The 24,977-nt window shown below is 65.6% G+C and carries 19 protein-coding genes and 3 tRNA genes; 13 read left to right on the top strand and 9 right to left on the bottom strand.

The genetic code is table 11. From position 1 onward, the window contains the following. The first annotated feature begins 112 nt into the window (after positions 1–112). From map to dapE, 5 genes are all read left to right on the top strand, one after another. Entirely contained in the window at positions 113–904 is a 792-nt protein-coding gene (map, locus tag ARC78_RS04075; protein WP_054657187.1) for a type I methionyl aminopeptidase, read from the top strand. Then, positions 901–3,540, top strand: coding sequence for a [protein-PII] uridylyltransferase (locus tag ARC78_RS04070; protein ID WP_054657171.1), 2,640 nt, complete (start codon positions 901–903; stop codon positions 3,538–3,540). Before map ends, ARC78_RS04070 begins: the two co-directional genes overlap by 4 nt. After that, a complete protein-coding gene (gene dapD / locus ARC78_RS04065) occupies positions 3,540–4,580 on the top strand; it encodes a 2,3,4,5-tetrahydropyridine-2,6-dicarboxylate N-succinyltransferase (protein WP_057505794.1) in 1,041 nt (346 codons plus the stop codon). Before ARC78_RS04070 ends, dapD begins: the two co-directional genes overlap by 1 nt. A 72-nt stretch (positions 4,581–4,652) precedes the next feature. Continuing rightward, entirely contained in the window at positions 4,653–5,009 is a 357-nt protein-coding gene (locus tag ARC78_RS04060; RefSeq protein ID WP_054657173.1) for a Spx/MgsR family RNA polymerase-binding regulatory protein, read from the top strand. A gap of 88 nt (positions 5,010–5,097) precedes the next feature. After that, positions 5,098–6,225, top strand: coding sequence for a succinyl-diaminopimelate desuccinylase (gene dapE / locus ARC78_RS04055; RefSeq protein WP_054657175.1), 1,128 nt, complete (start codon positions 5,098–5,100; stop codon positions 6,223–6,225). Here the strand turns inward: dapE and ARC78_RS04050 are convergent. Both ARC78_RS04050 and ARC78_RS04045 read right to left on the bottom strand, forming a co-directional pair. After that, complete coding sequence (locus ARC78_RS04050; protein WP_054657177.1) at positions 6,222–6,908, bottom strand: pentapeptide repeat-containing protein; 687 nt, start codon at positions 6,906–6,908, stop codon at positions 6,222–6,224. The genes dapE and ARC78_RS04050 overlap by 4 nt on opposite strands. 98 nt (positions 6,909–7,006) lie before the next feature. Continuing rightward, positions 7,007–7,903: a tetratricopeptide repeat protein gene (locus tag ARC78_RS04045; protein WP_054657179.1), complete on the bottom strand. Its 897-nt coding sequence runs from the start codon at positions 7,901–7,903 to the stop codon at positions 7,007–7,009. A gap of 357 nt (positions 7,904–8,260) precedes the next feature. On the opposite strand from ARC78_RS04045, the gene asnB reads away from it, so the two are divergent. Both asnB and ARC78_RS04035 read left to right on the top strand, forming a co-directional pair. Beyond that, complete coding sequence (gene asnB, locus ARC78_RS04040; protein ID WP_054657181.1) at positions 8,261–9,946, top strand: asparagine synthase B; 1,686 nt, start codon at positions 8,261–8,263, stop codon at positions 9,944–9,946. Positions 9,947–10,047: 101 nt separating this feature from the next. After that, positions 10,048–10,473 (top strand): RidA family protein, encoded by a 426-nt coding sequence (locus ARC78_RS04035; protein WP_054657183.1) that lies wholly within the window; start codon positions 10,048–10,050, stop codon positions 10,471–10,473. Positions 10,474–10,516: 43 nt separating this feature from the next. Here the strand turns inward: ARC78_RS04035 and ARC78_RS04030 are convergent, their stop codons facing one another. Beyond that, positions 10,517–12,811: a penicillin acylase family protein gene (locus ARC78_RS04030; RefSeq protein WP_057505804.1), complete on the bottom strand. Its 2,295-nt coding sequence runs from the start codon at positions 12,809–12,811 to the stop codon at positions 10,517–10,519. A gap of 179 nt (positions 12,812–12,990) precedes the next feature. On the opposite strand from ARC78_RS04030, the gene bfr reads away from it, so the two are divergent. Beyond that, the gene (gene bfr, locus ARC78_RS04025; protein ID WP_057505793.1) at positions 12,991–13,479 is read left to right on the top strand and encodes a bacterioferritin; all 489 of its coding nucleotides are present in this window, start codon (positions 12,991–12,993) and stop codon (positions 13,477–13,479) included. 50 nt (positions 13,480–13,529) lie between these two features. Here bfr and ARC78_RS04020 read toward each other — a convergent pair whose 3' ends face one another. From ARC78_RS04020 to parC, 3 genes are all read right to left on the bottom strand, one after another. Further along, complete coding sequence (locus tag ARC78_RS04020; RefSeq protein WP_054659245.1) at positions 13,530–14,186, bottom strand: thiopurine S-methyltransferase; 657 nt, start codon at positions 14,184–14,186, stop codon at positions 13,530–13,532. A gap of 14 nt (positions 14,187–14,200) precedes the next feature. Then, positions 14,201–14,452, bottom strand: coding sequence for a hypothetical protein (locus ARC78_RS04015; protein WP_054659247.1), 252 nt, complete (start codon positions 14,450–14,452; stop codon positions 14,201–14,203). 85 nt (positions 14,453–14,537) lie between these two features. Then, complete coding sequence (gene parC / locus ARC78_RS04010) at positions 14,538–16,781, bottom strand: DNA topoisomerase IV subunit A (RefSeq protein ID WP_054659249.1); 2,244 nt, start codon at positions 16,779–16,781, stop codon at positions 14,538–14,540. A 198-nt stretch (positions 16,782–16,979) separates the two neighbouring features. Here parC and ARC78_RS04005 point away from each other — a divergent pair, with 198 nt between their 5' ends. Genes ARC78_RS04005 through ARC78_RS03990 form a run of 4 tightly spaced genes read left to right on the top strand, consistent with a single transcriptional unit; the run spans position 16,980 to position 21,673 of the window. Then, positions 16,980–17,423, top strand: coding sequence for a MarR family winged helix-turn-helix transcriptional regulator (locus tag ARC78_RS04005; protein ID WP_054659251.1), 444 nt, complete (start codon positions 16,980–16,982; stop codon positions 17,421–17,423). Then, a complete protein-coding gene (locus tag ARC78_RS04000; RefSeq protein ID WP_057505792.1) occupies positions 17,420–18,916 on the top strand; it encodes an efflux transporter outer membrane subunit in 1,497 nt (498 codons plus the stop codon). The genes ARC78_RS04005 and ARC78_RS04000 overlap by 4 nt, the downstream gene beginning before the upstream one ends. Positions 18,917–18,927: 11 nt before the next feature. Further along, positions 18,928–20,106, top strand: a complete 1,179-nt coding sequence (locus ARC78_RS03995) for an HlyD/EmrA/EmrK family protein (RefSeq protein ID WP_057505791.1) — start codon at positions 18,928–18,930, stop codon at positions 20,104–20,106. A 7-nt stretch (positions 20,107–20,113) separates the two neighbouring features. Next, positions 20,114–21,673, top strand: coding sequence for a DHA2 family efflux MFS transporter permease subunit (locus tag ARC78_RS03990; RefSeq protein WP_054659445.1), 1,560 nt, complete (start codon positions 20,114–20,116; stop codon positions 21,671–21,673). 135 nt (positions 21,674–21,808) lie between these two features. Here ARC78_RS03990 and ARC78_RS03985 read toward each other — a convergent pair. From ARC78_RS03985 to ARC78_RS03975, 3 genes are all read right to left on the bottom strand, one after another. Beyond that, a tRNA-Leu gene (locus tag ARC78_RS03985) sits at positions 21,809–21,895 on the bottom strand. 131 nt (positions 21,896–22,026) lie between these two features. Next, a tRNA-Leu gene (locus ARC78_RS03980) sits at positions 22,027–22,113 on the bottom strand. Between the two features lie 164 nt (positions 22,114–22,277). Further along, a tRNA-Leu gene (locus ARC78_RS03975) sits at positions 22,278–22,364 on the bottom strand. A 117-nt stretch (positions 22,365–22,481) separates the two neighbouring features. Here ARC78_RS03975 and rnr point away from each other — a divergent pair. Beyond that, on the top strand, positions 22,482–24,971 hold the full coding sequence (rnr, locus tag ARC78_RS03970; RefSeq protein ID WP_057505790.1) for a ribonuclease R: 2,490 nt from the start codon (positions 22,482–22,484) through the stop codon (positions 24,969–24,971). The last annotated feature ends 6 nt before the right edge of the window (positions 24,972–24,977 follow it).

Raw genomic sequence — 24,977 nt, 5'->3', positions numbered from 1 at the left:
TGGCACGGCGGGGGCGCGGTCCGCGTGCGATGAGACAGCGTACCGCTGGTCCAGGCGCCGTTGCAGCAGTCAGGAATTCAGCGTTTGGCGTCAAATGGGCGATAATCGGCGGATGGCAATCCAACTGAAAACCCCCGAAGAAATCGAGAAGATGCGCATCGCCGGCCGTTTGGCGGCCGAGGTGCTGGACATCATCGGCCCCCACGTCAAGCCCGGTGTCACCACAGAGGAGCTGGACCGCATCTGCCACGAGCACATCGTGAACGTGCAGGGTGCGATTCCGGCCAATGTGGGTTACCGCGGGTTTCCCAAGACCGTGTGCACCTCGGTCAACAACGTCATCTGCCATGGCATTCCGAGCGAGGCCAAGGTCCTGAAGGACGGGGACATCATCAATATCGACGTGACCGTCATCAAGGATGGCTGGCACGGCGATACCAGCCGCATGTACTACGTCGGCACGCCGTCGGTGATGGCCAGGCGCCTGGTGGAAACCACCCGCGAAGCGATGTGGCGCGGTATCCGTGCGGTCAAGCCGGGCGCGACGCTGGGCGACGTGGGTCACGCGATCCAGGAATACGCCGAATCCGAGCGTTTCTCGGTGGTGCGCGAGTACTGCGGCCATGGCATCGGGCAGGTCTACCACGACGAGCCGCAGGTGCTGCATTACGGCCGGCCGGGCCAGGGGGTCGTGCTCAAGCCGGGCATGACCTTCACCATCGAGCCGATGATCAATGAAGGCGCGCGCCACACCAAGGTGCTGCCGGATGGCTGGACGGTGGTCACCAAGGACCGCAAGTTGTCGGCGCAGTGGGAACACACCATCGCGGTGACCGAGGACGGTGTCGAGGTGCTGACCTTGTCGCCGGCCGAGTCCGAACAAGCGCCAACCACGCAGGAATGAGCCAGCTGCCGACGGGCCCGAGTCTGGACGCGTCGGCAGAGACTGCCGGTGATGTGCAGTGGGCTGCCGATGCCCGGCAGTCACTTGTCCACACCGATGCGCGTCTGTGCAAACGCTTCGAGCAGGCCGACAACGTCGAACGCCTGCTCGCGTTGCGCGCCCGCGCGGTTGACCAGCTGATCCGCGAGGCCTGGCTGCGCTGTGTTCCCGCCGGTGCAGGGCTGGCGCTGTTCGCGGTCGGCGGCTATGGCCGCGGCGAGCTGTTCCCGCGCTCGGATATCGATCTGCTGGTGCTGGGGGAAACCGCCGCGCAGCACTCCCACGAGGCCGATCTTGCCCGGCTGTTCGCCTTGCTGTGGGATGCCGGGCTGCCGGTCAGCCATGCGGTGCGCTCGGCTGCGCAGTGCGTGCAGGCCGCCGCTGACCAGACCGTCCTGACCGCGCTGATCGAGGCGCGGCCGCTGTGTGCCGAAAGCGCGGCGCAACAGGCGCTGGCGCGGGCGATTTCGCCCAGTCTGATCTGGCCGGCACGGGAGTTCTTTCTTGCCAAGCGCGAGGAGCTGCTGCTGCGGCATCGCCGCTTTGGCGACACCGCCGACAACCTGGAGCCCGATCTCAAGGACGGCCCGGGCGGCCTGCGCGATCTCAATACGCTGGGCTGGATGGCGCTGCGCACGTTCGGCGTCAGCAATATCGATGCGCTGGTCGGGCTGGGGCATCTCGGTCTGGACGAGGCGGCCGCGCTCAAACGCGAGCGGCTGGTGCTGGCGCGGCTCCGGTTCGGCCTGCATCTGGTGGCGCAGCGTCCGGAAGAGCGCCTGCGCTTTGATTACCAGAAGACCCTGGCCGAGCGGATGGGCTATGCCGACGACGCGGAAAGCCTGGGGGTCGAGAAGATGATGCAGGGCTTCTACCGCAGCGCGGCGGTGGTCCGCCGCATCAGCGACCGCCTGCTGCAGCGCTTCGAGGAGCAGTTCGATGGCGAGGCTGCGCCCGAGCCGGTCGGCGACGGCTTCTCGTTGCGCCGCGGTTATCTGTCGGCGGACGATCCGTTGTGGCCGCATGGCGATATCCGCTCCCTCTTCGCGCTGTTCGCCTGCTGGGCGCGTATCCCGGAGGTGCGAGGTCTGCATTCGATGACGGCGCGTGGGCTGGCCGAGATGCTGGATGAGATTCCGCCCTATACCCGGGTGGAGGCGGATGTCAGGGAGCGGTTCATGGCCCTGCTGCGTGGGCCGCGCGCGGTCGACACGCTTGCCCGCATGGCCCGGCTGGGCGTGCTCGGACAGTGGATTCCCGCCTTTGCGCAGGTGTCCGGGCGTATGCAGTTTGACCTGTTCCACGTCTACACCGTCGATCAGCACACCTTGATGGTGCTGCGGAATATCGGTCTGTTCGCTTCGGCGCGGGCCGACGAGCGCTTTTCCATCGCCCATGAGGTGTGGCCGCGTCTGCGCAAGCCCGAGCTGCTGCTGCTGGCCGGCCTGTTCCATGACATCGCCAAGGGTCGTGGCGGTGACCATTCCGAACTGGGCGCGGCCGATGCCCGCCAGTTCTGCAGCGAGCACGGGCTGAGCAGCTCCGATACCGAACTGGTGGCCTGGCTGGTCGAACAGCACCTGCGCATGTCGGTGACGGCACAGAAACAGGACATCACCGACCCGGACGTGATCCATCGATTTGCCACTCTGGTGGGTACGCGCGACCGCCTGGATTACCTGTACCTGCTGACCTGCGCCGACATCGCCGGCACCAGCCCCAAGCTCTGGAACGCGTGGAAGGACCGTTTGCTGGCGGACCTGTACTTCGCCGCGCGCCGCGCACTGCTCGAAGGCCTCGAGCATCCGTTGCCCGAGGCCGAACGGGTGCAGGAAGCGCGTGACAGCGTGCGTCAGCAGATGCGGCTGCTGGGGCACCCGGATACGCTGATCGACCGCCAGTTCGCGGCGATGCCCGATGAGAGTTTCGTGCGCTTCCGGCCCGAACAGCTGGTGTGGCAGGCGGCGTCGCTGATTGAAATCCGCAAGGGCGGCACGCTGGTGAAGGTGCGCCGGATCATGCCGGAAAGCGACGCGCTGGAAGTATTCGTGCATTCGCCCGATCGCGATGGTCTGTTCGCGGCGATCGTGATGACCCTGGACCGTGCCGGCTACGGTATCCACCGGGCGCGTGTGCTGGACGGCCCGGACAGCACCATTTTCGATACCTTTGAAGTGATTCCGGTCGGCAGCTTCGCCGATGGCGATACCGCGCGTCTGGAGGCGGTACTGCGCAAGGCGCTGGCCGGCAATATCCAGATCCTGCGGCCGTCACGGCGGGTGATGCCGCGACAGCTCAGACATTTCCGCTTCGCGCCGCGGATCGAGTTCCTGGAGTCGCGCGACCACAACCGCACCGTGCTGAATCTGGTGGCGCCGGATCGCCCGGGCCTGCTGGCCGATGTGGCGCATGTGCTGCGCGACCAGTGCCTGAGTGTCCAGGACGCGCGTATCGCCACTTTCGGTGAGCGCGCCGAGGACCAGTTCCAGCTCACCGATCGGCATGATCAACCTCTTACCGAATCTTCCAGACAGTCATTGCGGGATGCGTTGATGGCCTGTCTGGAGCCCGACAGAACGCCAGGAGACCCCCACTGATGGCTACCAGGAAACCCGCCGCCAAGAAGGCAGCATCCAAGCCCGCCGCCGCGGCCAGGACCGTGTCTGCCAAGCCGGCAGTCAAGAAGACCGCGGCAAAGAAGGCGGTCAAGAAAGCCGCCGTGGCGGTGAAGAAGGTGATGCCGGCCAAACCCAAGGCGATCGAGTCGATGGGGCCGCGCAGCCTGCGCAAGCCGCCTGCACCGGGCGTGGCGGAAATGAAGTTCAGCATCGAGAGCGCTTTCGAGCGCCGCACCATGCTGACCGTCGATGAGATCGAAGGATCGACCCGTCCACTGGTCAACCGGGTGATCGACGGTCTGGAGTCGGGCGAGTTCCGCGTCGCCGAGCCCGATGGCCACGGTGGCTGGAAGGTCAACGAGTGGCTGAAGAAAGCGGTGCTGCTGTATTTCCGCGTCAATGAGATGGAAGTGATCGACGGCAGCCCTGCGCCGTTCTGGGACAAGGTGGAGTCGCGTTTCGAGGGCTATGGCGAGGCGGAGTTCCGCCAGGCCGGCGTACGTGTGGTGCCCGGCGCGATCGCCCGTCGCGGCACGCACTTCGGCAAGGATGTGGTGCTGATGCCGAGCTTCACCAACATCGGCGCGCACGTCGGCGAAGGCACCATGGTCGATACCTGGGCCACGGTGGGGTCGTGCGCGCAGATCGGCAAGCACTGCCACCTGTCCGGCGGTGCCGGCATCGGCGGCGTGCTGGAGCCGCTGCAGGCCAGCCCGACCATCATCGAGGACCACTGCTTCATCGGTGCCCGTTCGGAAGTGGTCGAAGGCGTGGTGGTTGGCCACCACAGCGTGATCGGCATGGGCGTGTTCCTGAGCCAGAGCACCCGCATCTACAATCGTGCCACCGGTGAGATCAGCTACGGTTACGTCCCGCCCTACAGTGTGGTCGTGTCCGGCTCGTTGCCGAGCAAGGATGGCACCCATTCGCTGTATTGCGCGGTGATCGTCAAACAGGTCGATGCCAGGACCCGCAGCAAGACCAGCGTCAACGACCTGCTGCGCGGTCTGGCGGACTGAGACACTGCCGCCGTAGTGCCCGTACGTGGCGACGGGCGCTGTGTGCACCTGCCTGAATTTATGGAATCTGCAATGACCACGATCTACGGACTCAAGAACTGCGATACCTGCAAGAAGGCCACCAGATGGCTGGACCGCTTCGGTATCGCCTACACCTTCGTCGACTACCGCGACAACAAGCCCGCGCCGGAAACGCTGCTGGAATGGGCCGGCAAGGCCGGCGGCTTCGCGGCGTTGATCAACAAATCCTCGACCACCTGGCGGCAGCTGCCGGACAACCGCAAGTCCCCCGAGTCCGATGCCGAGTGGAAGCTGCTGCTGCGCGAGTATCCGCAGCTGATCAAGCGTCCGCTGGTCATCACCGGGGACGCCGTGCTGAGCCAGGGTTTCAGCGACAACGGCTTCAAGGCGCGCTTCAACATCGCCTGATTCCCCGTGGCCCTGGCGACGCATACCGTCGTGGCCACGGCAACCCAAACCACCGGGAAGCACCGCGGGTGCTTCCGCACGAGGTCCCATGAGCGACGTATTCGACCTGACCTGCGCGTTGATCGCGCGCCCTTCGGTAACGCCCGATGATGCCGGGTGTCAGCAACTGATCGCCGGGCGGCTGGGCGCTGCCGGTTTCACTTGCGAACACCTGCGGCTGGGCGAGGTCGACAACCTGTGGGCCACGCACGGCAGCGGCGCACCGGTGCTTGTGCTGCTGGGGCACACCGATGTGGTGCCCAGTGGCCCGGTCGAGACCTGGAGCAGCAATCCTTTCACACCGGAAGTGCGCGACGGCGCGCTCTACGGGCGCGGTGCTGCGGACATGAAAGGCAGCGTCGCCGCCTTCGTGGTGGCGGCCGAACAGTTTGTCGCCGCGTATCCGCAGCATCCGGGCACGCTGGCGGTGCTGCTGACCAGTGACGAGGAGGGGGACGCCATCGACGGCGTGCGCCACGTTGCCAGGCTGTTTGTCGAACGCGGCCAGGCCATCGACTGGTGCATCACCGGCGAGCCGTCCTCCACCGCGAAGCTCGGTGACCTGCTGCGCGTCGGCCGGCGCGGCAGCCTGTCGGCCAAGCTGCGTATCAAGGGCGTGCAGGGCCATGTGGCGTACCCGGACAAGGCGCGCAACCCGATCCATCTGGCTGCACCGGCGCTGGCTGAACTCACAGCCCGGCATTGGGACGATGGCTATGAAAGCTTCCCGCCGACCAGTCTGCAGCTGTCCAACATCAGTGCCGGCACGGGGGCCAGCAACGTGATTCCGGGCGAGCTGCAGGTGATGTTCAATCTGCGCTACAACCCGCACTGGAATGCCGACCGGTTGCAGGCGGAGATCACCGCGTTGCTGGATCGCCATGGGCTGGACTACGTGTTGGACTGGCATCGCAGCGGCGAGCCGTTCTATACCCCGGAAGGTACCCTGCGGCGGGTCGCGCGTGAGGTGCTGGCCGAATTCGCCGGCGCCGCGCCGGAAGAAAGCACCGGTGGTGGAACCTCGGACGCGCGCTTCATCGCACCGTTGGGCGCCCAGTGCATCGAAGTGGGGCCGGTGAACGCCAGCATCCACCAGGTGGATGAGAACGTGCGGGTGGCCGATCTGGAGGCGCTGCCGGAGCTGTATCGGCGGCTGATTGAGCGCCTGCTCGCCTAGGCGACGATCAGGCCGAACGCGGCAAGCGCCGCGGCGGCCTGACGCTGCGATATCACCGCTTTCTTGAAGTGCTTGGCGTCCATCACGTTGAGCCCGCTGATATCGGTATCGCGCAGGTCGGCGCCTTCAAACCGGGTCAGGCGGGTCTGTGCGTTGCGCAGGCTGCCGCCGCTGAACACGGCATCGCGGAAGTCGCAGCCGGACAGGTCGGCTTCGGAGAAATCCATGCCCTCCAGGCGTGCCTTGCGGAACGAAAGCCCGCGCAGATCGGCGCTCACCAGCAGGCAGTGGCGGAACTCCAATGCCCAGCCGGTCACTTCCTGCAGGTGGGCACCGGTCAACTTGCAGTCCTGGAACTGCACCGAGGATAGCGTTGCTCGTCGCCAGTGGCTGTTGTTGAGATCGCAATCGGCGAAGCGTGATTCGCTGAGCTGCGCCGAGCTGAAGTCGCACTGGCCGCCACGGCACTTCTGCCATTGGCTTTCTTCCAGCGATGCAGCCAGCCAGTGCGCACCGGCCAGCGAGCACTGGTTGAACTGGAAACCGTCCATGTCCAGTCGCGAGAAATCGCCTTCGTCCAATGTGCAGGATTCGAACACCGCTGCACGCGGATGCGCATGGATGATCTGCTGCATGCGCGCGCGGTCGATGGTTTCTTCACGGAAAACGGCGGTGTTCGTCATGTCCAGCTCTGCGGATGCCAGCGCGTCATTCTGCGCGATATCCGCCAGTTGATGCAGTCTTGTCGCACTGCTGGTCCATGTGTCTACAGACCGCGGTTCTACTCGAAGATGAAGAACGGTGGAGCGATGGCTTTGCGCCAGTAGGATTTCTCGGCCAGGTAGAACTCCTGTGCATGGGCTCTGGCGAACCACGCCGCCGCTGCAACTTCATCCTTCTGCAGCCCCCTGCCGCCGCGCCCCAATGCCAGCCCTGCGAAGTACTGGCCGTAGACATTGCCTTGTTCGCCGGCGCGCTGATACCAGCGCAGTGCTTCGCTCTTGTCCTCGGGCATGCCAATGCCGGCTTCGTGCAAGGTGCCCAGGTCGACCTGCGCTTCGGCATCGCCACGGGCAGCCCGTCGCTGGATGTGGGCGATGGCGGCATTCGTTGATGGCTGCTTGCTGGCCAGACGTACCGCTTCGGGTGAGGTGCGGGTTGCGTTGCGCAGTGCGTCCAGCTTGTACAGCTCGCGCATGTACACCGCGTGGCGTAGCCGCCAGCGCAATGCGCCAGCCATATCGCCGCGATCGGCATGCCAGCGCTCCAGATCGCGCATCGCGTAGGGTGAGCCGTGGTAGGCGGCGCTGCGGAACCAGTGCAATGCCTTGCGCGGGGAGGGCTTGAGCACCCTGGCTTCCTGTGTTTGCGGCGCATCGCTGCTGTCCAAGCGGCCGCGTTGCAGGATCGTTCCCAGTTGCTCCTCCACCCCGGTGCTGTGGTGCGTTCGGGGCGGGATCGCCGCGGCGCGTGCGTACCAGTCCAGCGCCCGCGGGTCGTTGCGGGCCCGGTAGAGATTTGCCACACGCAGTACCGAGTCGAACTGGCCGTCGCTGGCGGCAGCCAACGCCTCGCGCTCGGTGGTGTCGACGGGACGGTGTGGTGCGGTGGTGGTGCAGGCGGCCAGTGTGAACAGGCACAGGGCGTGCAACAGCACGCGGAAGGCAAACGGTTTCATCCATGAAGTCCAGACAGCGGTGCGCGGATTATCCGGGAACCTGGCGGCCCGAGCACTGAATCGGTTGCCGCAGCAACAGTTGCGCGCTCCGGAAAACCGGGATACGGTCTGCCCCATGTCCTGGTTCCCGGCTAACGCTGTCAATAACAACAACCGCAACAATCTGCGCGCGAATAATCGTGCGCGGCCACTGCGGGACTGCGACCAGAGCTAGGACAGGCAACAGGCTCAGGACACCAGAAAACCCGCATCGGTCGATGCGGGTTTTTTTGTGGCCGGGCGGGAACACCGAGCGGCTGCACCTCTGCCAGCCGTTGCTTCGAATGCTTGTCCCCACACAACCCCAGGAGCTTTCCCATGTGTTCCATCTTCGGCATTTTCGGCCTGCAATCCGGTGACGACCTGCAGGCGCTGCGTCGGCAGGCGCTTGAACAATCCCAGCGCCAGCGCCATCGCGGCCCGGACTGGAGCGGCGTCTACGTGGACGAAGGCGCCATCCTGGTGCACGAGCGCCTAGCCATCGTCGACCCGGCCGGCGGCTCGCAGCCGTTGCTGTCCGACGACGGCCAGTTGGCGTTGGCGGTGAATGGTGAGATCTACAACCACCAGGAGCTGAAGAAGGAACTCACCCAGCCGTATGCGTTCCAGACCGGTTCGGACTGCGAGGTGATCAACGCGCTGTATCGGGAAGATGAGCCGGCTTCGTATCTGAACCGCCTCAACGGGATCTTCGCCTTCGCGCTGTGGGACAAGGCCAAGGGCCGTGTAATCATCGCCCGCGATCCGATCGGCGTGGTACCGCTGTACTGGGGGCACGACAAGCAGGGCCGGCTGTGCGTGGCCTCGGAAATGAAGTCGCTGTCCGACACCTGCGCCGATGTCGCACAGTTTCCACCCGGGCACTGGTATGACAGCAGCACCGATACCCTGAGCAAATACTACGAACGCCCGTGGCGCGATTATGACGCGGTGGCAGGCGTGGACGTCTCCCTGGCCGAGCTGCGTGAAGCCTTCGAGCGCGCCGTGCACCGCCAGCTGATGACCGATGTGCCCTACGGCGTGCTGTTGTCCGGAGGGCTGGATTCGTCGCTGGTGGCCGCGGTCGCCGCGCGTTATGCGCGTCATCGCATCGAGGATGGCGACCAGAGCGAGGCGTGGTGGCCGCGCCTGCACAGTTTCGCCATCGGCCTGAAGGGCTCGCCGGATCTGGCTGCCGCCGAGGTGGCAGCCCAGGCGCTGGGCACCGTGCACCACGGTTTCGAGTACACCTTCGAGGAAGGTCTGGATGCGCTGCCGGAAGTCATCCGCCATATCGAAACCTACGATGTCACCACCATCCGCGCCTCCACGCCGATGTTCCTGCTGGCGCGGCGGATCAAGGCGATGGGGGTGAAGATGGTGCTGTCCGGCGAAGGCAGCGACGAGATCTTCGGTGGCTACCTGTACTTCCACAAGGCACCGAACGCCCGCGAGTTCCATGAGGAGCTGGTGCGCAAGCTCGACGCCTTGAACAACTACGACTGCCTGCGTGCCAACAAGTCGATGATGGCCTGGGGCGTGGAGCCGCGCGTGCCGTTCCTGGACCGCGAGTTTCTGGACGTGGCGATGAAGATGGATGCCCGCCACAAGATGATCGACAAGGCCAGCGGCCGCATTGAGAAGGCGGTGCTGCGCGAGGCGTTCGAGGGCTACCTGCCGAAGGAAATCCTGTGGCGGCAGAAGGAGCAGTTCAGCGATGGTGTCGGCTACGGCTGGATCGACGGTTTGAAGGCGCACGCCGAGGCACAGGTCAGCGACCGCGTGCTGGCCGCGGCCGACAAGCGCTTCCCGTACAACCCGCCGCAGACCAAGGAGGCGTACTACTACCGTCATCTGTTCGAGCAGTTCTACCCGAGCCGCGCGGCTTCTGAAACCGTGCCCGGCGGCAAGTCGATCGCCTGTTCCTCGCCGGCGGCGATTGCCTGGGATGCCAGCTTCGCCAGCATGGCCGATCCTTCCGGACGTGCCGTCGCCGGTGTGCATGACCAAGCACTGGCTGGCTGAGTGTCGATGCCTGGCCCGCAGCGATGCGGGCCATTCTTTTTCCGGTTGTCGCGGGCGGTTGTCCGTGACCGTTTCCGCGTCCAGTCAATCAAGGAAAACCAATGCGCGTGCTTCCCATGATGGTGTTCGGCTTGCTGTGCAGTCCGCTGCTCCATGCGGCGGAGGGGCCGCTGGAGCGGCACGTGCTGGGGAGCTGGGAAACCGATATCGGCTATACCGGCGTGATCCGCGACGGCGACATGCTGTATGTGTCGGGCGTGCCCTGCAAAGGTGAAACCATGCAGGCTGCAGTGCAGAGCTGCTACAGCCAGTTGACCGGAATCCTGCAGCGGTTTGGCGCCAACAGCAGCCAGGTGGTCAAGGAAACCGTCTACACCACCGATATGGAGGGGCTGATCACGGCTATTCCCGAGCGCAAGACCTTCTTCGTCGATGGCATGTATCCGGCCGCCAGCTGGGTGCAGGTCAGCCGGCTGTTCGACGCCGAGGCCCTGCTCGAGGTGGAGTGGACGGTTCGCCTGAAGTGACGCCGCTATGCAGGGGGTGCCAGGGCAGGCGCCGCGCGGTCGCTTAGCGCGGACTCAAACGCAGGCTGTGCGCGGTGCGACCCGGCAGGAACGGGGATGAGCGGCCTTCCACCCAGTCGTCGTGACCGGCGCCCCAGAAAGGTGACAGTGGATGGCCGCTCTGGCCGCCGGGCATGTGTACGATGCCCTCGCCCTCATGGCCGGGTGATACCACCATCCGCTGCGAAGCGCCGAACTTCGGGCCGGCCACGCGCGGCATGTCGCCGTCCCCTGCCAAGGGCTCGCCCGGCATGCACAGCCAGGATTTGAGAGGGCGTGGCAACGCTGCCGAGACCGGATGGCAGATGGCGGCGGTGTTGCGTTCGCCCCAATTGCGTTGCGCCAGATCGGGACCCTGTTGGGCCAGATCCTTTTCCAGTTGGCGGGCGCTGGTGGCCAACAGCGCCTCCCAGCTTTCATAGGGCGGTGGCAGCAGATGCGGCGGGCGCTGGTCGAGCAAGGGCCACAGCACGCCCTCGAACTGGGCAAGTCTAGGGGCGAGGTAACGATCGCCCAGCTGCTCTCTGGCCGGAGCCAGCAGCGCGCCCTGGAGGTTGTCCATCAAGAGGCTGCGGAAACCGCGTGCCATCCGATAGCTGACCGAGTCCGTGGAGGCTCGACCCTGCCATTGGCGGCTGGCCGCTTCCAGTCGCTGCAGCGCAGGGTCGTCACTGTGCCCGACGGTCTGCCGCAGCAGCTTCCACCAGCGCTCCATCAGCACGGCACGGTCATCGAGCTGGATGGCCAGCAGGTCCTGTTCGGTGAAGTGCTCGCGGGCGAACAGGCCGTCGCGGATCTGCTTGGCACGCGCGCCGAGGTCATAGCCGCCGTCACCGGCGTCGGCCAGCGCGACGCCATCAAGCACCCGGCCGTTGGCGGTCCACAGGCGGTGATCGGGCGGATCGACAAGTGCCGGCGCCTGGTCGCTGCGGATGGGCCACGGCGGGCAGCTGGCCTGCGCAGTCGCCGTGGCGTGACAGGCCGGATCACGCGCGGGGCGTGCACCGATCAGGCGCCAGGCGATACGGCCGCTGCGGTCGGCGACCAGCAGATTCTGTGCCGGAATGCCGGAGCGATTGGCGGTTGCGAACGCGGCGTCCAGATCCGCGGCTTTGGCCATGTCGGCGAATGCCAGCCGGACCGCGCCGGGCTGATGACCGACCCAGCGCAGGGCCAGAAGGTGTCCATCCGGTTCCTCATACAGGATCGGTCCCCAATCGCTCTCGCGCACCCGCAGTACTTCGGTTTTGGCGCCTGCGACAGCAATGGCCTCGTCATGGATGCGCAGCGGTGCATTGGCGGACACGGCGGTGTAGTCGGCGGTGTCGACATAGCTGTTGGTGAAGCCCCACGCAATGCGGGTATTGCTGCCGACGATCACCGCCGGCAGGCCGGGCAGGGTGAAGCCGGTGACATCGACCTTGCGGTCTGGCGCGGTCGGATCGGCGTAACGCAGGCGTGCGCGGAACCAGATGTTGGGTGCCCGCAGGCCCAGGTGCATGTCGTCGGCGAGGATGGCGCGACCGTCGGCGGTCAGGGCGCCGGACACGGCGAAGTTGTTGCTGCCCAGGACCTCGGACGCCGCCGCGACCGGCGCAGGCGGCACGATGCTGGCTGGACGGCGCAGGTCCAGGGTTGCCGCATCCGGCAACAGCGCGTCCCCCCGGGCGGCGCCGAACAGCGGGGCGTCCCAGCTGCTGCCATCGTGCGTGAGCAGCGTATACAGGGCCGGCGGCACCACCTTCTTGAGGCGCGCCAGCGCCAGTTCGCGGGTGTTGGCCGGGTCCTGCAGGTCGGCATACATCGCCAGCCCGGCCAGTACCGAATCTTCCAGTTGCCAGGGACGTGGTGGTTGGCGCAGCAGCAGATAGGGCCATGGCCGCAACGGCAACGCAGCCAGCCCGGCGTTGACGCCGTCGCGATAGGCTTCAAGCACGGCACGTTTTCCGTCCAGCGCGACGGCGAGGTTGTCATGGGTGCGGGCGCGCAGGCGATGCACGCGCATCTTGCGGTCCAGCGGCAGGGCGTCGGTGCCGAACAGCTCGGCCAGCTCGCCTGCGGCCGAGCGCCGCATCAGGTCCATCTCGAAGAAGCGCTCCTGTGCATGCACATAACCGAGCGCACGGGCCATATCGACCTCATTGGCCGCATTGATCGTCACCACGCCCAGCGCATCGCGCTCGACGCTGACCGCAGCGCTCAGGCCGGGCAAGGCCCGCTGGCCATCCAGCGTTGGCAGGCTGCCGCGCAACAGCAGCCAGAGAATCAGCAGCAACAGCACCAGCAAGCCCAACAGCATCCCCAGCGAACGCAGCAGCCAACGCAGCACAGGCCTATCCCCGGTAGCGGTTCTGCCGCGATTGTAGACAGCTTGTGCAGCCGGCGTGGGGCGAAGCGCAACTGAAAGTGATTCCGATTAGATCATCGCCGCGCCAGATGGGGCAGGCTATGCCCATTGCGAACCATCAGGAGCACCCCATGAAGGGCAACCCCGACGTCATCGAATGCCTGAAAGAGCTGCTGCGCGGCGAACTGGCGGCGCGTGACCAGTATTTCATCCATTCCCGCCGTTACGAGGATCAGGGCCTGATGGCGCTGTACGAGCGTATCGGTCACGAGATGCAAGAGGAAACCGAACACGCCGACGCGCTGCTGCGCCGCATCCTGTTCCTCGGTGGCGATCCGGACATGCGTCCGCACGGCTTCGAGCCGGGCGTGACCGTGATGGAAATGCTGGAGAAGGACCTGCAGGTCGAATACCAGGTGCGCGCCAACCTCGCTGCAGGCGTAAAACTGTGCGAAACCCACGGCGACTACGTCAGCCGCGACATCCTGATCGCACAGCTGCGCGACACCGAAGAAGACCACGCCTGGTGGCTGGAGCAGCAGCTGGGTCTGATCAAGCGCATCGGCCTGGAGCTGTACCAGACCAGCAAGATGGACGCCAAGGACGCTCCGGCCCATTGAGGCCGGCCGGGTTTTGATGAAACAGGGCGGCGCAGGCCGCCCTGCGTGTTTCAACGGTACTGCAGCCGGTATGCCGCGGTGGAGAGGACGGCGACGCCCTGGTCCCGGAAGCCGGGTTGCTGCTCAAGGATGTCCTGCCGTTCCAGCAGCGCGGTCTGCCATGGCGCGCTGAACAGCTGCTCCACTTCAGACTGCGGCACGCTGAACGGCGGGCCCTGTTTCTGCTCCTGGGGATACTCCAGCGTGATCAGCAGCCCGCGGCAGCCGTCGGGCAAGTGCGCGTACAGCGTGTCGCGATAGTGGCGGCGCAGCTCCGGCGGCAGCGCGATCAGCGCGGCGCGGTCGTAGACGCCAGCGATATCGGCCAGCAGTGTGCTGTCCAGCGCGAAGGCGTCGCCGCAGATAATCTCGATCGGCCCGGCGCGATAGTGTTCACCGTACTTGCTTTGATGGCGCGCCGGCGTCAGGCCCGCTTCGGCGAAGAACTGCTCTACCGCCAGCGACGACAGCTCGACGCCCAGCACGCGATGTCCCTGGGCGGCCAGCCAGTGCATGTCCAGGCTCTTGCCGCACAGTGGCACCAGTACGCGGCTGCCGGGCGGCAGCTCCAGTGCGGGCCAGTGCCGCGTCAGCAGCGGCATGACATCCGTGCGATGGAAACCGATCTGGCCGTTGTGCCAGCGCTGCAGCCAGAAATCCGGTTGCATGGAGTCGCTCCTCTTCAGCGGGTTTTCCGCCAGCCATTGTCTGGCGTGATCCGGGCGAGCGTTTCGCGGGTCGCATAGAAACGAATCAGGCCGCAGTCGCGACAGACGATGGTCTGCATCTTGGCGCTGCTGAAGACGCCACTGGTACCGGGCAACAGGTCAGGGCCGTAGCCGCCACGGGCGTTGATGCCGCCATGGGCGTAGAGATTGTCGCCCTGACATTCCGGACAGATCGTCTGTGGGGGTGTGTCTTCAGCCGATGTCATGGGTGCTTCCTTGAGGACAGGTTTGCCGTCGCTGTTTCAGTCGGCGCGCAGCATGGTGTGGCATGCCGCGCGCCAGCAAAGTGAATTACTGGACATCCAGCCCTTCGACCTTCTGCCAGCCCCTGGGCAACAGATGCCCACGCGTGGCCCGCGTGCCCATATAGGTCTCCAACTCCTTGAAGGAGAGGCTCATGGTGCGCTGGCCGCTGCGGACCTGCAGGGTGTTGCCCGGTCCCACTGCGACCACCGCGACCACCCGTTCGGTGGAGAGCTTGGCCTTGGGGATCTCGATGATCTTGTTGCCCTTGCCCTTGTCCAGTTCGGGCAGGTCGCTGGCCGGAATGGCCAGCATGTTGCCGGCGCTGGTGACGGCAACAATGCGGTCGGTTTCCGGATTGGCGACCACCGCCGGCTGCAACACGCTGGAGCCGGTGGACAGGTTGAGCATCGCCTTGCCGGCCTTGTTGCGGCCGGTGAGATTCTCGAAACGGGTGACGAAGCCGTAGCCGTGGGTGGAGGCCAGCACGAAGCGGGTGTTGTTCTCGCCGCTGGCCAGGGTCACGAACGCGCTGCCCGGTGCCGGCGAGAAGCGGCCGGTCAGCGGCTCGCCGTTGCCGCGCGCCGAGGGCAGGGTGTGTACCGGCGTGGAGTAGGCCCGGCCCTCGCTGTCGATGAAGGCCACCTGCTGCGTGCTGCGGCTGCGGACGATGCCCAGCAGGCCGTCGCCTTCGCGGTAGGACAGGCTGCTGCCGTCGATGTCGTGGCCCTTGGCTGCGCGTACCCAGCCCTTTTCCGACAGCACCACGGTCATCGGCTCGCTGGCGACCAGTTCGGTCTCGTCGATGGCCTGGGCGGCGCCCCGCTGCACCAGCGGCGAGCGGCGTTCGTCGCCGAACTTCTTGGCGTCGGCAATCAGCTCGTCCTTGACCAGCTTGCGCAGCTTGGCGGTGCTTTCCAGGATCGACTGGATGTAATCGCGCTCCTTGGCCAGCTCGTCCTGCTCGCCGCGGATCTTCATTTCTTCCAGGCGTGCCAGCTGCTTGAGCTTGGTCTCCAGGATGTAGTCGGCCTGGTCCTCGCTCAGCGCGAAGCGGGCGATCAGCGCGGCCTTGGCCTCATCCTCGGTGCGGATGATGTGGATCACCTCATCCAGGTTGAGGAACGCCACCAGCAGGCCTTCCAACAGGTGCAGGCGGCGCTCGACCTTCTGCAGGCGATGGTTGAGGCGACGGGTGACCGTGTCATAGCGGAACCGCAGCCATTCGGACAGCAGCATCTTCAGGTTCTTGACCTGCGGCCGCCCGTCCAGGCCGATCACGTTGAGGTTGACGCGGTAGCTGCGTTCCAGGTCGGTCGTGGCGAACAGGTGGCCCATCAGCTGTTCGGCATCGACGCGGTTGGAGCGCGGGATCAGCACCACCCGTACCGGGTTGGCGTGGTCGGATTCGTCGCGGATGTCCTCCAGCCACGGCAGCTTCTTGGCCCGCATCTGCGCGGCGATCTGCTCGATCACCTTGGACGGCGAGACCTGGTGTGGCAGCGCGGTGACGACGATGTTGCTGCCTTCCTTGAGGAAGGTGGCGCGGGCGCGCACGCTGCCGTTGCCGGTTTCATAGAGGTTCCGCAGATCCGCCGCCGGGGTGATGATCTCGGCGGTGGTCGGGTAGTCCGGGCCGCGCACGTGTTCGCACAGGTCGACGACGGTGGCGTTGGGATCATCGATCAGGCGGATCACCGCACTGACGATCTCGTTGAGATTGTGCGGCGGCACGTCGGTGGCCATGCCCACGGCGATACCGGTGGTGCCGTTGAGCAGCAGGTGCGGAAGGCGTGCCGGCATCCACGAGGGCTCTTCCAGGGTGCCGTCGAAATTGGGCGTCCAGTCGGTGGTGCCCTGGGCCAGTTCGCCAAGCAGCACTTCGGCGATCGGGGTCAGCTTGGATTCGGTGTAGCGCATGGCCGCGAACGACTTGGGATCGTCGGTGGAGCCGAAGTTGCCCTGGCCCTCGATCAGCGGATAACGGTAGGAGAACGGCTGCGCCATCAGCACCAGCGCCTCGTAGCACGCGCTGTCGCCATGCGGGTGGTATTTGCCGATCACATCGCCCACGGTGCGCGCGGATTTCTTCGGCTTGGCCGAGGCGTTGAGCCCCAGTTCGCTCATCGAATAGATGATGCGCCGCTGCACCGGCTTGAGGCCGTCGCCGATGAACGGCAGGGCGCGGTCCAGCACCACGTACATGGAATAGTCGAGATAGGCGCGTTCGGCATATTCGCGCAGCGGCTGCTGTTCGTAGCCGTGGAAAACGGTGCGGGCAAGATCGGTCATTGCGGGTGGGAGCTACCTGTTGTGAGAAGCGCGGCGGGACCGCCGGTTTCCTGATCGGTCGATTATCCGGATGACGGCCGGGATGCCAAGCCGGTTGTCACGCCCGTGCCGCGGCGGGGCCGCCGTGGTGGTGTCTCATCCGGTTCTCGATGGAAATGTTCTAGACAGAATAATTCCATATGGAATAAAATTGCCGGCATGAACGATGACACCTCCCAACCGCCCAGCTTCGGATTGTTGCTGCGGCAGGTCTTTGACGAGCTTGTGCGCCGGCTGGATGCGTCGATGGCCGAAGAGAACCTCGGTATCGGCTTCACCCATTACCTGGGGCTGAAAAAGCTCTCGGTGATGGCGCCGTGCACCGCGGTGGAACTGGCCAATGCGATCGACCAGGTGCCCAGTGCGGTGACCCGGCTGCTGGACCGGCTTGAAGCGCTGGGCTGCGTGCGTCGCGAGCCCCATGCCCTGGACCGCCGTGCGCTGCAGATCGTCATGACTGACGAAGGCCATGCGCTGTGGCAGCGGCTCAAGCGGCGTGGCGATCAGACCATCGATGTGGCCATGCGCGATCTGGATGCGGCCGAACGCGCCCAGCTGCTTTCCCTGTTGATCCGCGTACGCGACTCCCTCTGCCTGCCATGAACACATCCCGACTTTTCTCCCATGGCCTGCACCGCTGTGCCCGGCCGGCGTTGTTGACCGGCTTGACGCTGGTGCTGGCCGCCTGTGCCAGCAGTGGCGGGCTCAGTCCGCAAGGGCGGCTGCTGGATGCCGACAGCCTGCAAGCCGGCAGGACGCTGGCCGGCCACGACCTGAGCTCCCCGGGGTTCCCGGCCGCGGACTGGTGGCGGGCACTGGGTGATCCCCAGCTGGATGCGCTCATTGCCGAAGGCCTGCGCAACAGTCCGACGCTGGAGGTGGCCGATGCCCGCCTGCGGCAGGCGCAGGCGCAGAGCGCCAGCACCAGCGCCGAACGCAAGCCGAGCCTGTCGCTGTCGCCGGGCTACACCGGCATCACCCTGCCCGAGTCGATGGTGGGCAATGAGCTGGGTGGCCATTACATGGGCAGCGTGCAGGCCGTGGCCAATTTCAGCTATGGCGTGGATCTGTGGGGCGGCAAACGCGCGGCGTGGGAGGCGGCGGTGGATCGCGCGCATGCGGCGGCGGTGGATGCGCAGGCCGCGCGGCTGGACCTGTCGGCGGCCATCGTGCAGGCCTATGTCCAGCTGGATCATGCCTGGCAGCTGCAGCAGGTGGCCGACGAGGAGCTGGCGCGTGCCGAAAAGATGCTGGCACTGACCCGGCAGCGACGCGGCGCCGGTATCGACAACGAGCTGCAGGTGCGCCAGGCGCAGGCACGCGTGCCGCTGGCACAGCAACAGCGGCAGGCGGCGCAGCAGCAGATCGATCTCGCCCGCAACGCGCTGGCCGCGCTGCTTGGAAGGGGGCCGGACCGCGGGCGTGAGATCGGCAGGCCCACTGCTCTGAACCGGTTGGCGTTGCAATTGCCCGGGGTACTTCCCAGTGATCTGCTGGGGCGGCGCCCGGATGTGGTGGCCGCGCGCTGGCGGGTGGAGGCCTCCGGCCAGCAGATCCATGCGGCCAAGGCGCGCTTCTATCCGAGCTTGAATCTGACCGCGCTCGGCGGGGTGGTTTCCAGCGATCTGGGCACGCTGCTGCAAAGCGGCTCGGGTTTCGGCTTGCTCGCACCGGCGCTGAGTCTGCCGGTTTTCGATGGCGGCCGTCTGCGCGCCCAGCTGGCCAAAGCCGATGCCGACTACGATCTGGCGGTGGCCCACTACAACCAGACGCTGGTGGCGGCGCTGCGTGAGGTGGCCGACCAGGTCAACGCGGTGCGTTCGCTGGACGTGCAGGTGGAATCGCAGCAGCAGGCGGTGGATACGGCCGAGGCCGCATTCGCGCTGGCCGGGCAGCGCTACCGCGCCGGTATCGGCAATTACCTCGACGTGCTGGGCGCGCAGGACCTGCTGCTGCAGTCGCGGCTGCGGCTGAGCAGCCTGCAGTCGCAGCAGCTGGCGTCCTCCATCGGCCTGAGCGCGGCGCTGGGCGGCGGTTTTGCGCCCGCCAGTGCTGACCTGCCGGCGACCGCTGCGTCCAACAATTCGAATTCCTGAGAAACCTTTCTATGAGTCAGACTTCTTCCGACGCGGCTGCGGCCGCTCCCGGCCGTCGCCGCAAACTGCTGCGCGGTCTGCTGTTGATCGTGGTGCTGCTGATTGCGGCCTTTGCGCTGTGGTATTTCCTGTTCGGCCGGTGGGCCGAGGATACCGATGACGCCTATGTGGTGGGCAACCAGGTGCAGATCACGCCGCTGGTCGGTGGCACGGTGGTCGCCATCGCCGCCGATGACGGCATGAAGGTGGAGCAGGGCCAGTTGCTGGTGCAGCTGGACCCGGCCGATACCGACGTGGCGATGCAGCAGGCGCAGGCCAATCTGGCGCGCACGGTGCGCCAGGTGCGCGGCCTGTACCGCAGCGTGGAAGGCGCGCAGGCCGAGCTCAATGCCCGCCAGATCAGCGTCAAGCGTGCCCGCGAGGACTTCGCGCGGCGCAAGGATCTGGCCGCCAGCGGTGCGATTTCCAATGAGGAGCTGGCCCACGCCCGTGACGAACTCGCTGCCGCCGAGGCGGCCGTGGCCGGGTCACGCGAGACCGTGGAGCGCAGTCGCGCGCTGGTCGATGACACCGTCATCGCCACCCAGCCCGATGTGCAGGCCGCCGCGGCGCAGTTGCGCCAGGCGTATCTGAACCATGCCCGTGCCGGTATCGTCGCGCCGGTGACCGGCTATGTTGCCCGTCGCTCGGTGCAGGTTGGCCAGCGCGTGCAGCCCGGCGCGGTGCTGATGGCGGTGGTGCCGACCGAGCAGATGTGGGTGGAAGCCAATTTCAAGGAAACCCAGCTGCGCCACATGCGACTGGGACAGCAGGTGGAGCTGCGCTCGGATCTGTACGGCGGCGATGTGCGCTATGCCGGCCGCATCACCAGCCTGGGCATGGGCACCGGCTCGGCGTTCTCGCTGCTGCCGGCGCAGAATGCCAGCGGCAACTGGATCAAGATCGTGCAGCGCGTGCCGGTGCGTATCGCCATCGATGAAAAGCAGCTGGCCGAGCATCCGCTGCGGATCGGGCTGTCGATGAAAGCCGAGGTCAACCTGCACGACCAGCAGGGCGGTGTGCTGCCGGCCCAGGCCGCCACGGGCACGGTGTATGGCACGCAGGTCTACGGCCAGCAGCTGCAGGCGGCCGATGCGCTGATCCACCGCATCATCCAGGACAACCTGCCGCCGTCCGCGCGCGCCAGCTGAGGTCGCCATGTCCGCTCAAGCTCCCGCGGCGCCGGCCGCCCACGCAGGTGCGGGGCCGGCCAACCTGGCGCTGTGCACCGCCGGACTGGCGCTTGCATCGTTCATGCAGGTGCTCGATACGACGATCGCCAATGTCTCGCTGCCGACCATCGCCGGCAACCTGGGCGCCAGCTCGCAGCAGGCCACCTGGATCATCACCTCCTTCGCGGTCAGCACCGCCATCGCATTGCCGCTGACCGGCTGGGCCAGCCGCCGCTTTGGCGAGGTCAAGCTGTTTGTATGGGCAACGGTGGCGTTCTCCCTGGCCTCGCTGTTGTGCGGTATCGCGCAGAGCATGGGCATGCTGGTGGCGTCGCGCGCGCTGCAAGGCTTTGTCGCCGGGCCGATGTACCCGATCACCCAGTCGCTGCTGGTCTCGATCTACCCGCGTGAGAAACGCGGGCAAGCGCTGGCGCTGCTGGCGATGATCACGGTGGTGGCGCCCGTCGCCGGACCGATCCTCGGTGGCTGGATCACCGACAACTACAGCTGGGAATGGATCTTCCTGATCAACGTGCCGCTGGGGGTGATCGCCGCGGTGATCGTCGGCGGCCAGTTGCGGCACCGGGTCGAGCAGATCGAGAAGCCGAAGATGGACTATGTCGGCCTTGTCACGCTGGTGATTGGCGTGGGCTGCCTGCAGCTGCTGCTGGATCTGGGCAACGAGGAGGACTGGTTCGCCTCGACCAAGATCGTGGTGCTGGCATGTGTCGCGGTGGTGGCGCTGGCGGTGTTCCTGATCTGGGAGCTGACCGACAAGGATCCCATCGTCGATCTGCGCCTGCTGCGGCATCGCAATTTCCGCGCCGGCACGCTGGCGATGATCGTCGGTTACGCCGCGTTCTTCAGCGTCGCGCTGATGATCCCGCTGTGGCTGCAGCGCGATCTGGGTTACACCTCGATCTGGGCCGGGCTGGCCACCGCGCCGTTGGGCATCCTGCCGATCATGCTGGCCCCGCTGCTGGGCAAGTACGGTGGCAAGCTCGATATGCGCATGCTCGCCTCCATGGCGTTTCTGGTGCTGTCGATCACCTGTTTCCTGCGCTCGGGCTTCAACCTGCAGGTGAACTTCGCGCACGTGGCCGGCATCCAGTTGCTGATGGGGGCAGGCGTGGCACTGTTTTTCATGCCGGTGCTGCAGATCCTGCTGTCGGATCTGGATGGGCGTGAAGTGGCGGCCGGCTCAGGGCTGGCGACGTTCCTGCGCACGCTGGGCGGCAGCTTCGCCGCCTCGCTGACCACCTGGCTGTGGTCGCGGCGCACCCAGCAGCACCATGCCGATCTGACCGCGCACATTTCGGTCTACGAGCCCGGCATGCACGAGCGGATCACCGCGATGGGGCAGGGCGATCTGCAGCATGGCGCCGCGCTGCTGGACAACATGATCGGCCACCAGGCGTCGCAGATGGGCTTCAACGACATCTTCCTGCTGCTGGGCTGGGTGTTCCTGGCGATCATCGTGTTCGTGTGGCTGGCCAAGCCCCCCTTCGGTGCGGGGGCGGGCGCCGCTTCGGCCGGAGGGCATTGAGCGCGGCGGCATGCAGGAATTTGGGACAATTAAAAAAGCGCGCGCTGGCGCGCTTTTTTTTCGGGTTGCCGGGGAAAGAATTTCAAACGGCAGAAACGAAAAAACCCGCTTTCGCGGGTTGTTTCATTTGAGTCATGGTGCCCAGGAGAGGACTCGAACCTCCACGGAGTTGCCCCCGCTAGCACCTGAAGCTAGTGCGTCTACCAATTCCGCCACCTGGGCGACTCAGGACCGGAATTGTGCCGGCCGCGACGCAGGCTGTCAACAAAAATGATGAAGATGTGACGCTGGAAGAACGGTCCGATCAGCGGGCACAAAAAAACCCGCTTTCGCGGGTTGTTTCGTTTGAGTCATGGTGCCCAGGAGAGGACTCGAACCTCCACGGAGTTGCCCCCGCTAGCACCTGAAGCTAGTGCGTCTACCAATTCCGCCACCTGGGCGACTCAGGAGCGAGATTATGCAGGCCGTTTTGCAAAGCGTCAACAACTTTGCAGTGCGATTCGACGATCTCGTCCCTCGCGGTTCGTCGTGGCAATCTGCGCAACAGGATGACGGCAATCGCACATACGAAAAGACCCGCTTGCGCGGGTCTGATCGTTGAACGTGGTGCCCAGGAGAGGACTCGAACCTCCACGGAGTTGCCCCCGCTAGCACCTGAAGCTAGTGCGTCTACCAATTCCGCCACCTGGGCACTTCAGGCCGGCGATTTTGAATAGGGCGCAGGTGTTTGTCAACGCTTTATTTCGTAACGACGGCGTGTGGCACGGTCTGCACTGCATACAGCAATCAGCGGGTACCATGGAGGCCAATGAAAAACAAAAAGACCACTGGGACCGACAAGGTCCACAAGTCCGCCCCCGGCAGCAAGCCGGGCAAAGCACCGGGTAAAGCGCCGGGCAAATCCTCCAAATCAGGCAAGCTGCCGCCCTGGATGCCAGACAGCCTGGCCGCGCCGGCCAAGCCCGGTCGCAGCAGATCCAAAGACAACGGTGCACCGCAGAGTTTTGTGCGTGGCCGTCGTAAGCCGGCGCCGGTATCCACGATCGATGACCCCTATGCATCGCGCGAGGCCGAGCGTTACGAGCAGCCCATCGCCAGTCGCGAGGCGATCTTGCAGGTACTCGAGCGCTGTGGCGGGCCGCAGAACGCCGAGGAGCTCGGGCGGCACCTGGGATTGACCGAGCCTGACCGGGCCGAGGCGCTGGGCAAACGCCTGGGCGCGATGGTGCGTGATGGCCAGCTGGTCCAGAACCGTCGCGGCGGCTTCGCCCCGGTGCAGCAGTTGAGCTTGATTCCCGGCGTGGTGATCGCCAACCCGGAAGGCTTCGGTTTCCTGCGCCCGGATGAGGGCGGCGATGACCTGTTCCTGCCGCCGTACGAGATGCGCAAGGTCATGCACGGTGATCGCGCGCTGGCCAATGTCACCGGCATCGATCGCCGAGGCCGCCGTGAAGGCACCATCGCGCGCGTGCTGGAGCGAGGCGTCAACCGTCTGATCGGGCGCTTTACCGTGGAAATGGGCATCAGCTATCTGGTGCCCGATGACAAGCGGATCCAGCGCAACGTGCAGATTCCGGCCGATGCCACCGGCGGCGCCAAAGACGGGCAGCTGGTGGTGTGCGAGCTGACGCAGGCGCCGGACACCCGGCGTCCGCCGATCGGTCGCATCATCGCCGTGCTGGGCGACAAGCTGACACCGTCGCTGGTGGTGGAGGCGACGATCCACGGCCATGAGCTGCCGCACGAATTCCCGCAGCAAGTGCTGGATGAAGCCGCCGCGGTGCCGCTGATAGTGGAGCAGAAAATGATCGGCGGTCGTGTCGACCTCCGTGACATGCCGCTGGTCACCATCGACGGTGCTGACGCCAAGGATTTCGATGACGCGGTGTATTGCGAAAGCAATCGCCAGGGTTTCCGCATCCGCAACCGTCAGGGCTACCGCCTGGTGGTGGCGATCGCCGACGTGTCCAATTATGTGCGGCCCGGCACCCCGCTTGACGACGAGGCGCAGAAGCGCGCCACCTCGGTGTACTTCCCGGGCTTTGTTGTACCGATGCTGCCGGAGACGCTCTCCAACGGCATCTGCTCGCTGAACCCCAATGTCGACCGCCTGTGTTTCGTCTGCGATATGCAGGTGGACAGTGACGGCGAGGTCACCCAGTCCAAGTTCTACGAGGCGGTGATGCGCTCGCATGCGCGTCTGACCTACGACCAGGTGTGGAAGGCCGTTGGCGAGAATGACGCCGATGCACGCGCTTCAATCGGTCCCCAGCTGGGGCACATCGAACATCTCTACAACTTGTACAAGCTGCTGGAAAAAGCGCGCGAGAAGCGCGGCGCGATCGAGTTTGAAACCTCGGAAGTCCGCTTCGAGCTGGACAATCGCGGCGAGGTCACCCAGGCCGGCATGCTGGTGCGCAATGCGGCGCACAAGCTGATCGAGGAGTGCATGATCGCGGCCAATGTGCAGGCTGCCAAGTTCCTGCTGGCGTCGCATGTGCCGGCGCCGTACCGGGTGCACGAGCGGCCGCCGGAATCCAAATATGCGGACCTGCTTGAATTCCTCAAGGAGTTCAAACTGAGTCTGCCGCCGTGGAGCAAAGTGCAGCCGGGCGATTACACCAAGCTGCTGAAGAAGGTGCGCGAGCGGCCGGATGCGGCGTTGCTGGAGTCGGTCTTGCTGCGCAGCCAGTCGCTGGCGGTGTATTCACCCGACAACAACGGTCACTTCGGTCTGGCGCTGGAGGCGTACGCGCATTTCACCTCGCCGATCCGCCGCTACGCGGATCTGCTGGTGCATCGGGCGATCAAGCATGCGCTGACGGGCGCCCGCCCGGAAAAATTCCTTTACACCCCGCATCAGATGAGTGCGTTGTCGCTGCAGTGCTCCGAGCGTGCGCGTCGCGCCGACGAGGCCGAGCGTGAGGTGGATGAGCGGTATCGCGCCGCGTGGATGGAAAAACATGTCGGTGGCGAGTTTGAAGGCGTCATCAGTGGTGTCACCAGCTTCGGACTGTTCGTCGAACTTGACGACTCCAAGGTCAACGGTCTGGTCCACGTCACCCAGCTGCCGCACGACTATTACAAGTTCGATCCGATCCGCAAGATGCTCAGCGGCGAGCGCAACGGCAGCGAGTTCCGGCTCGGTGACCGGGTCCGCATTCTGGTGCTCAAGGCCAGCATGGAGGAGCGCAAGATCGACTTCCGCCTGGTCGAGCGCAAGGGCGGCCAGGCGGCGGACGTGCCGTCACTGCCTGAGCGTGGCAAACCGGCCAAACGCAGCAAAAAGAAGTACTGATGTCGA

Source organism: Stenotrophomonas pictorum JCM 9942, from assembly GCF_001431585.1.
In the GTDB taxonomy this organism is placed as follows: Bacteria; Pseudomonadota; Gammaproteobacteria; order Xanthomonadales; family Xanthomonadaceae; genus Stenotrophomonas; species Stenotrophomonas pictorum.
This window is presented reverse-complemented; position numbering and strand designations above follow the sequence as displayed.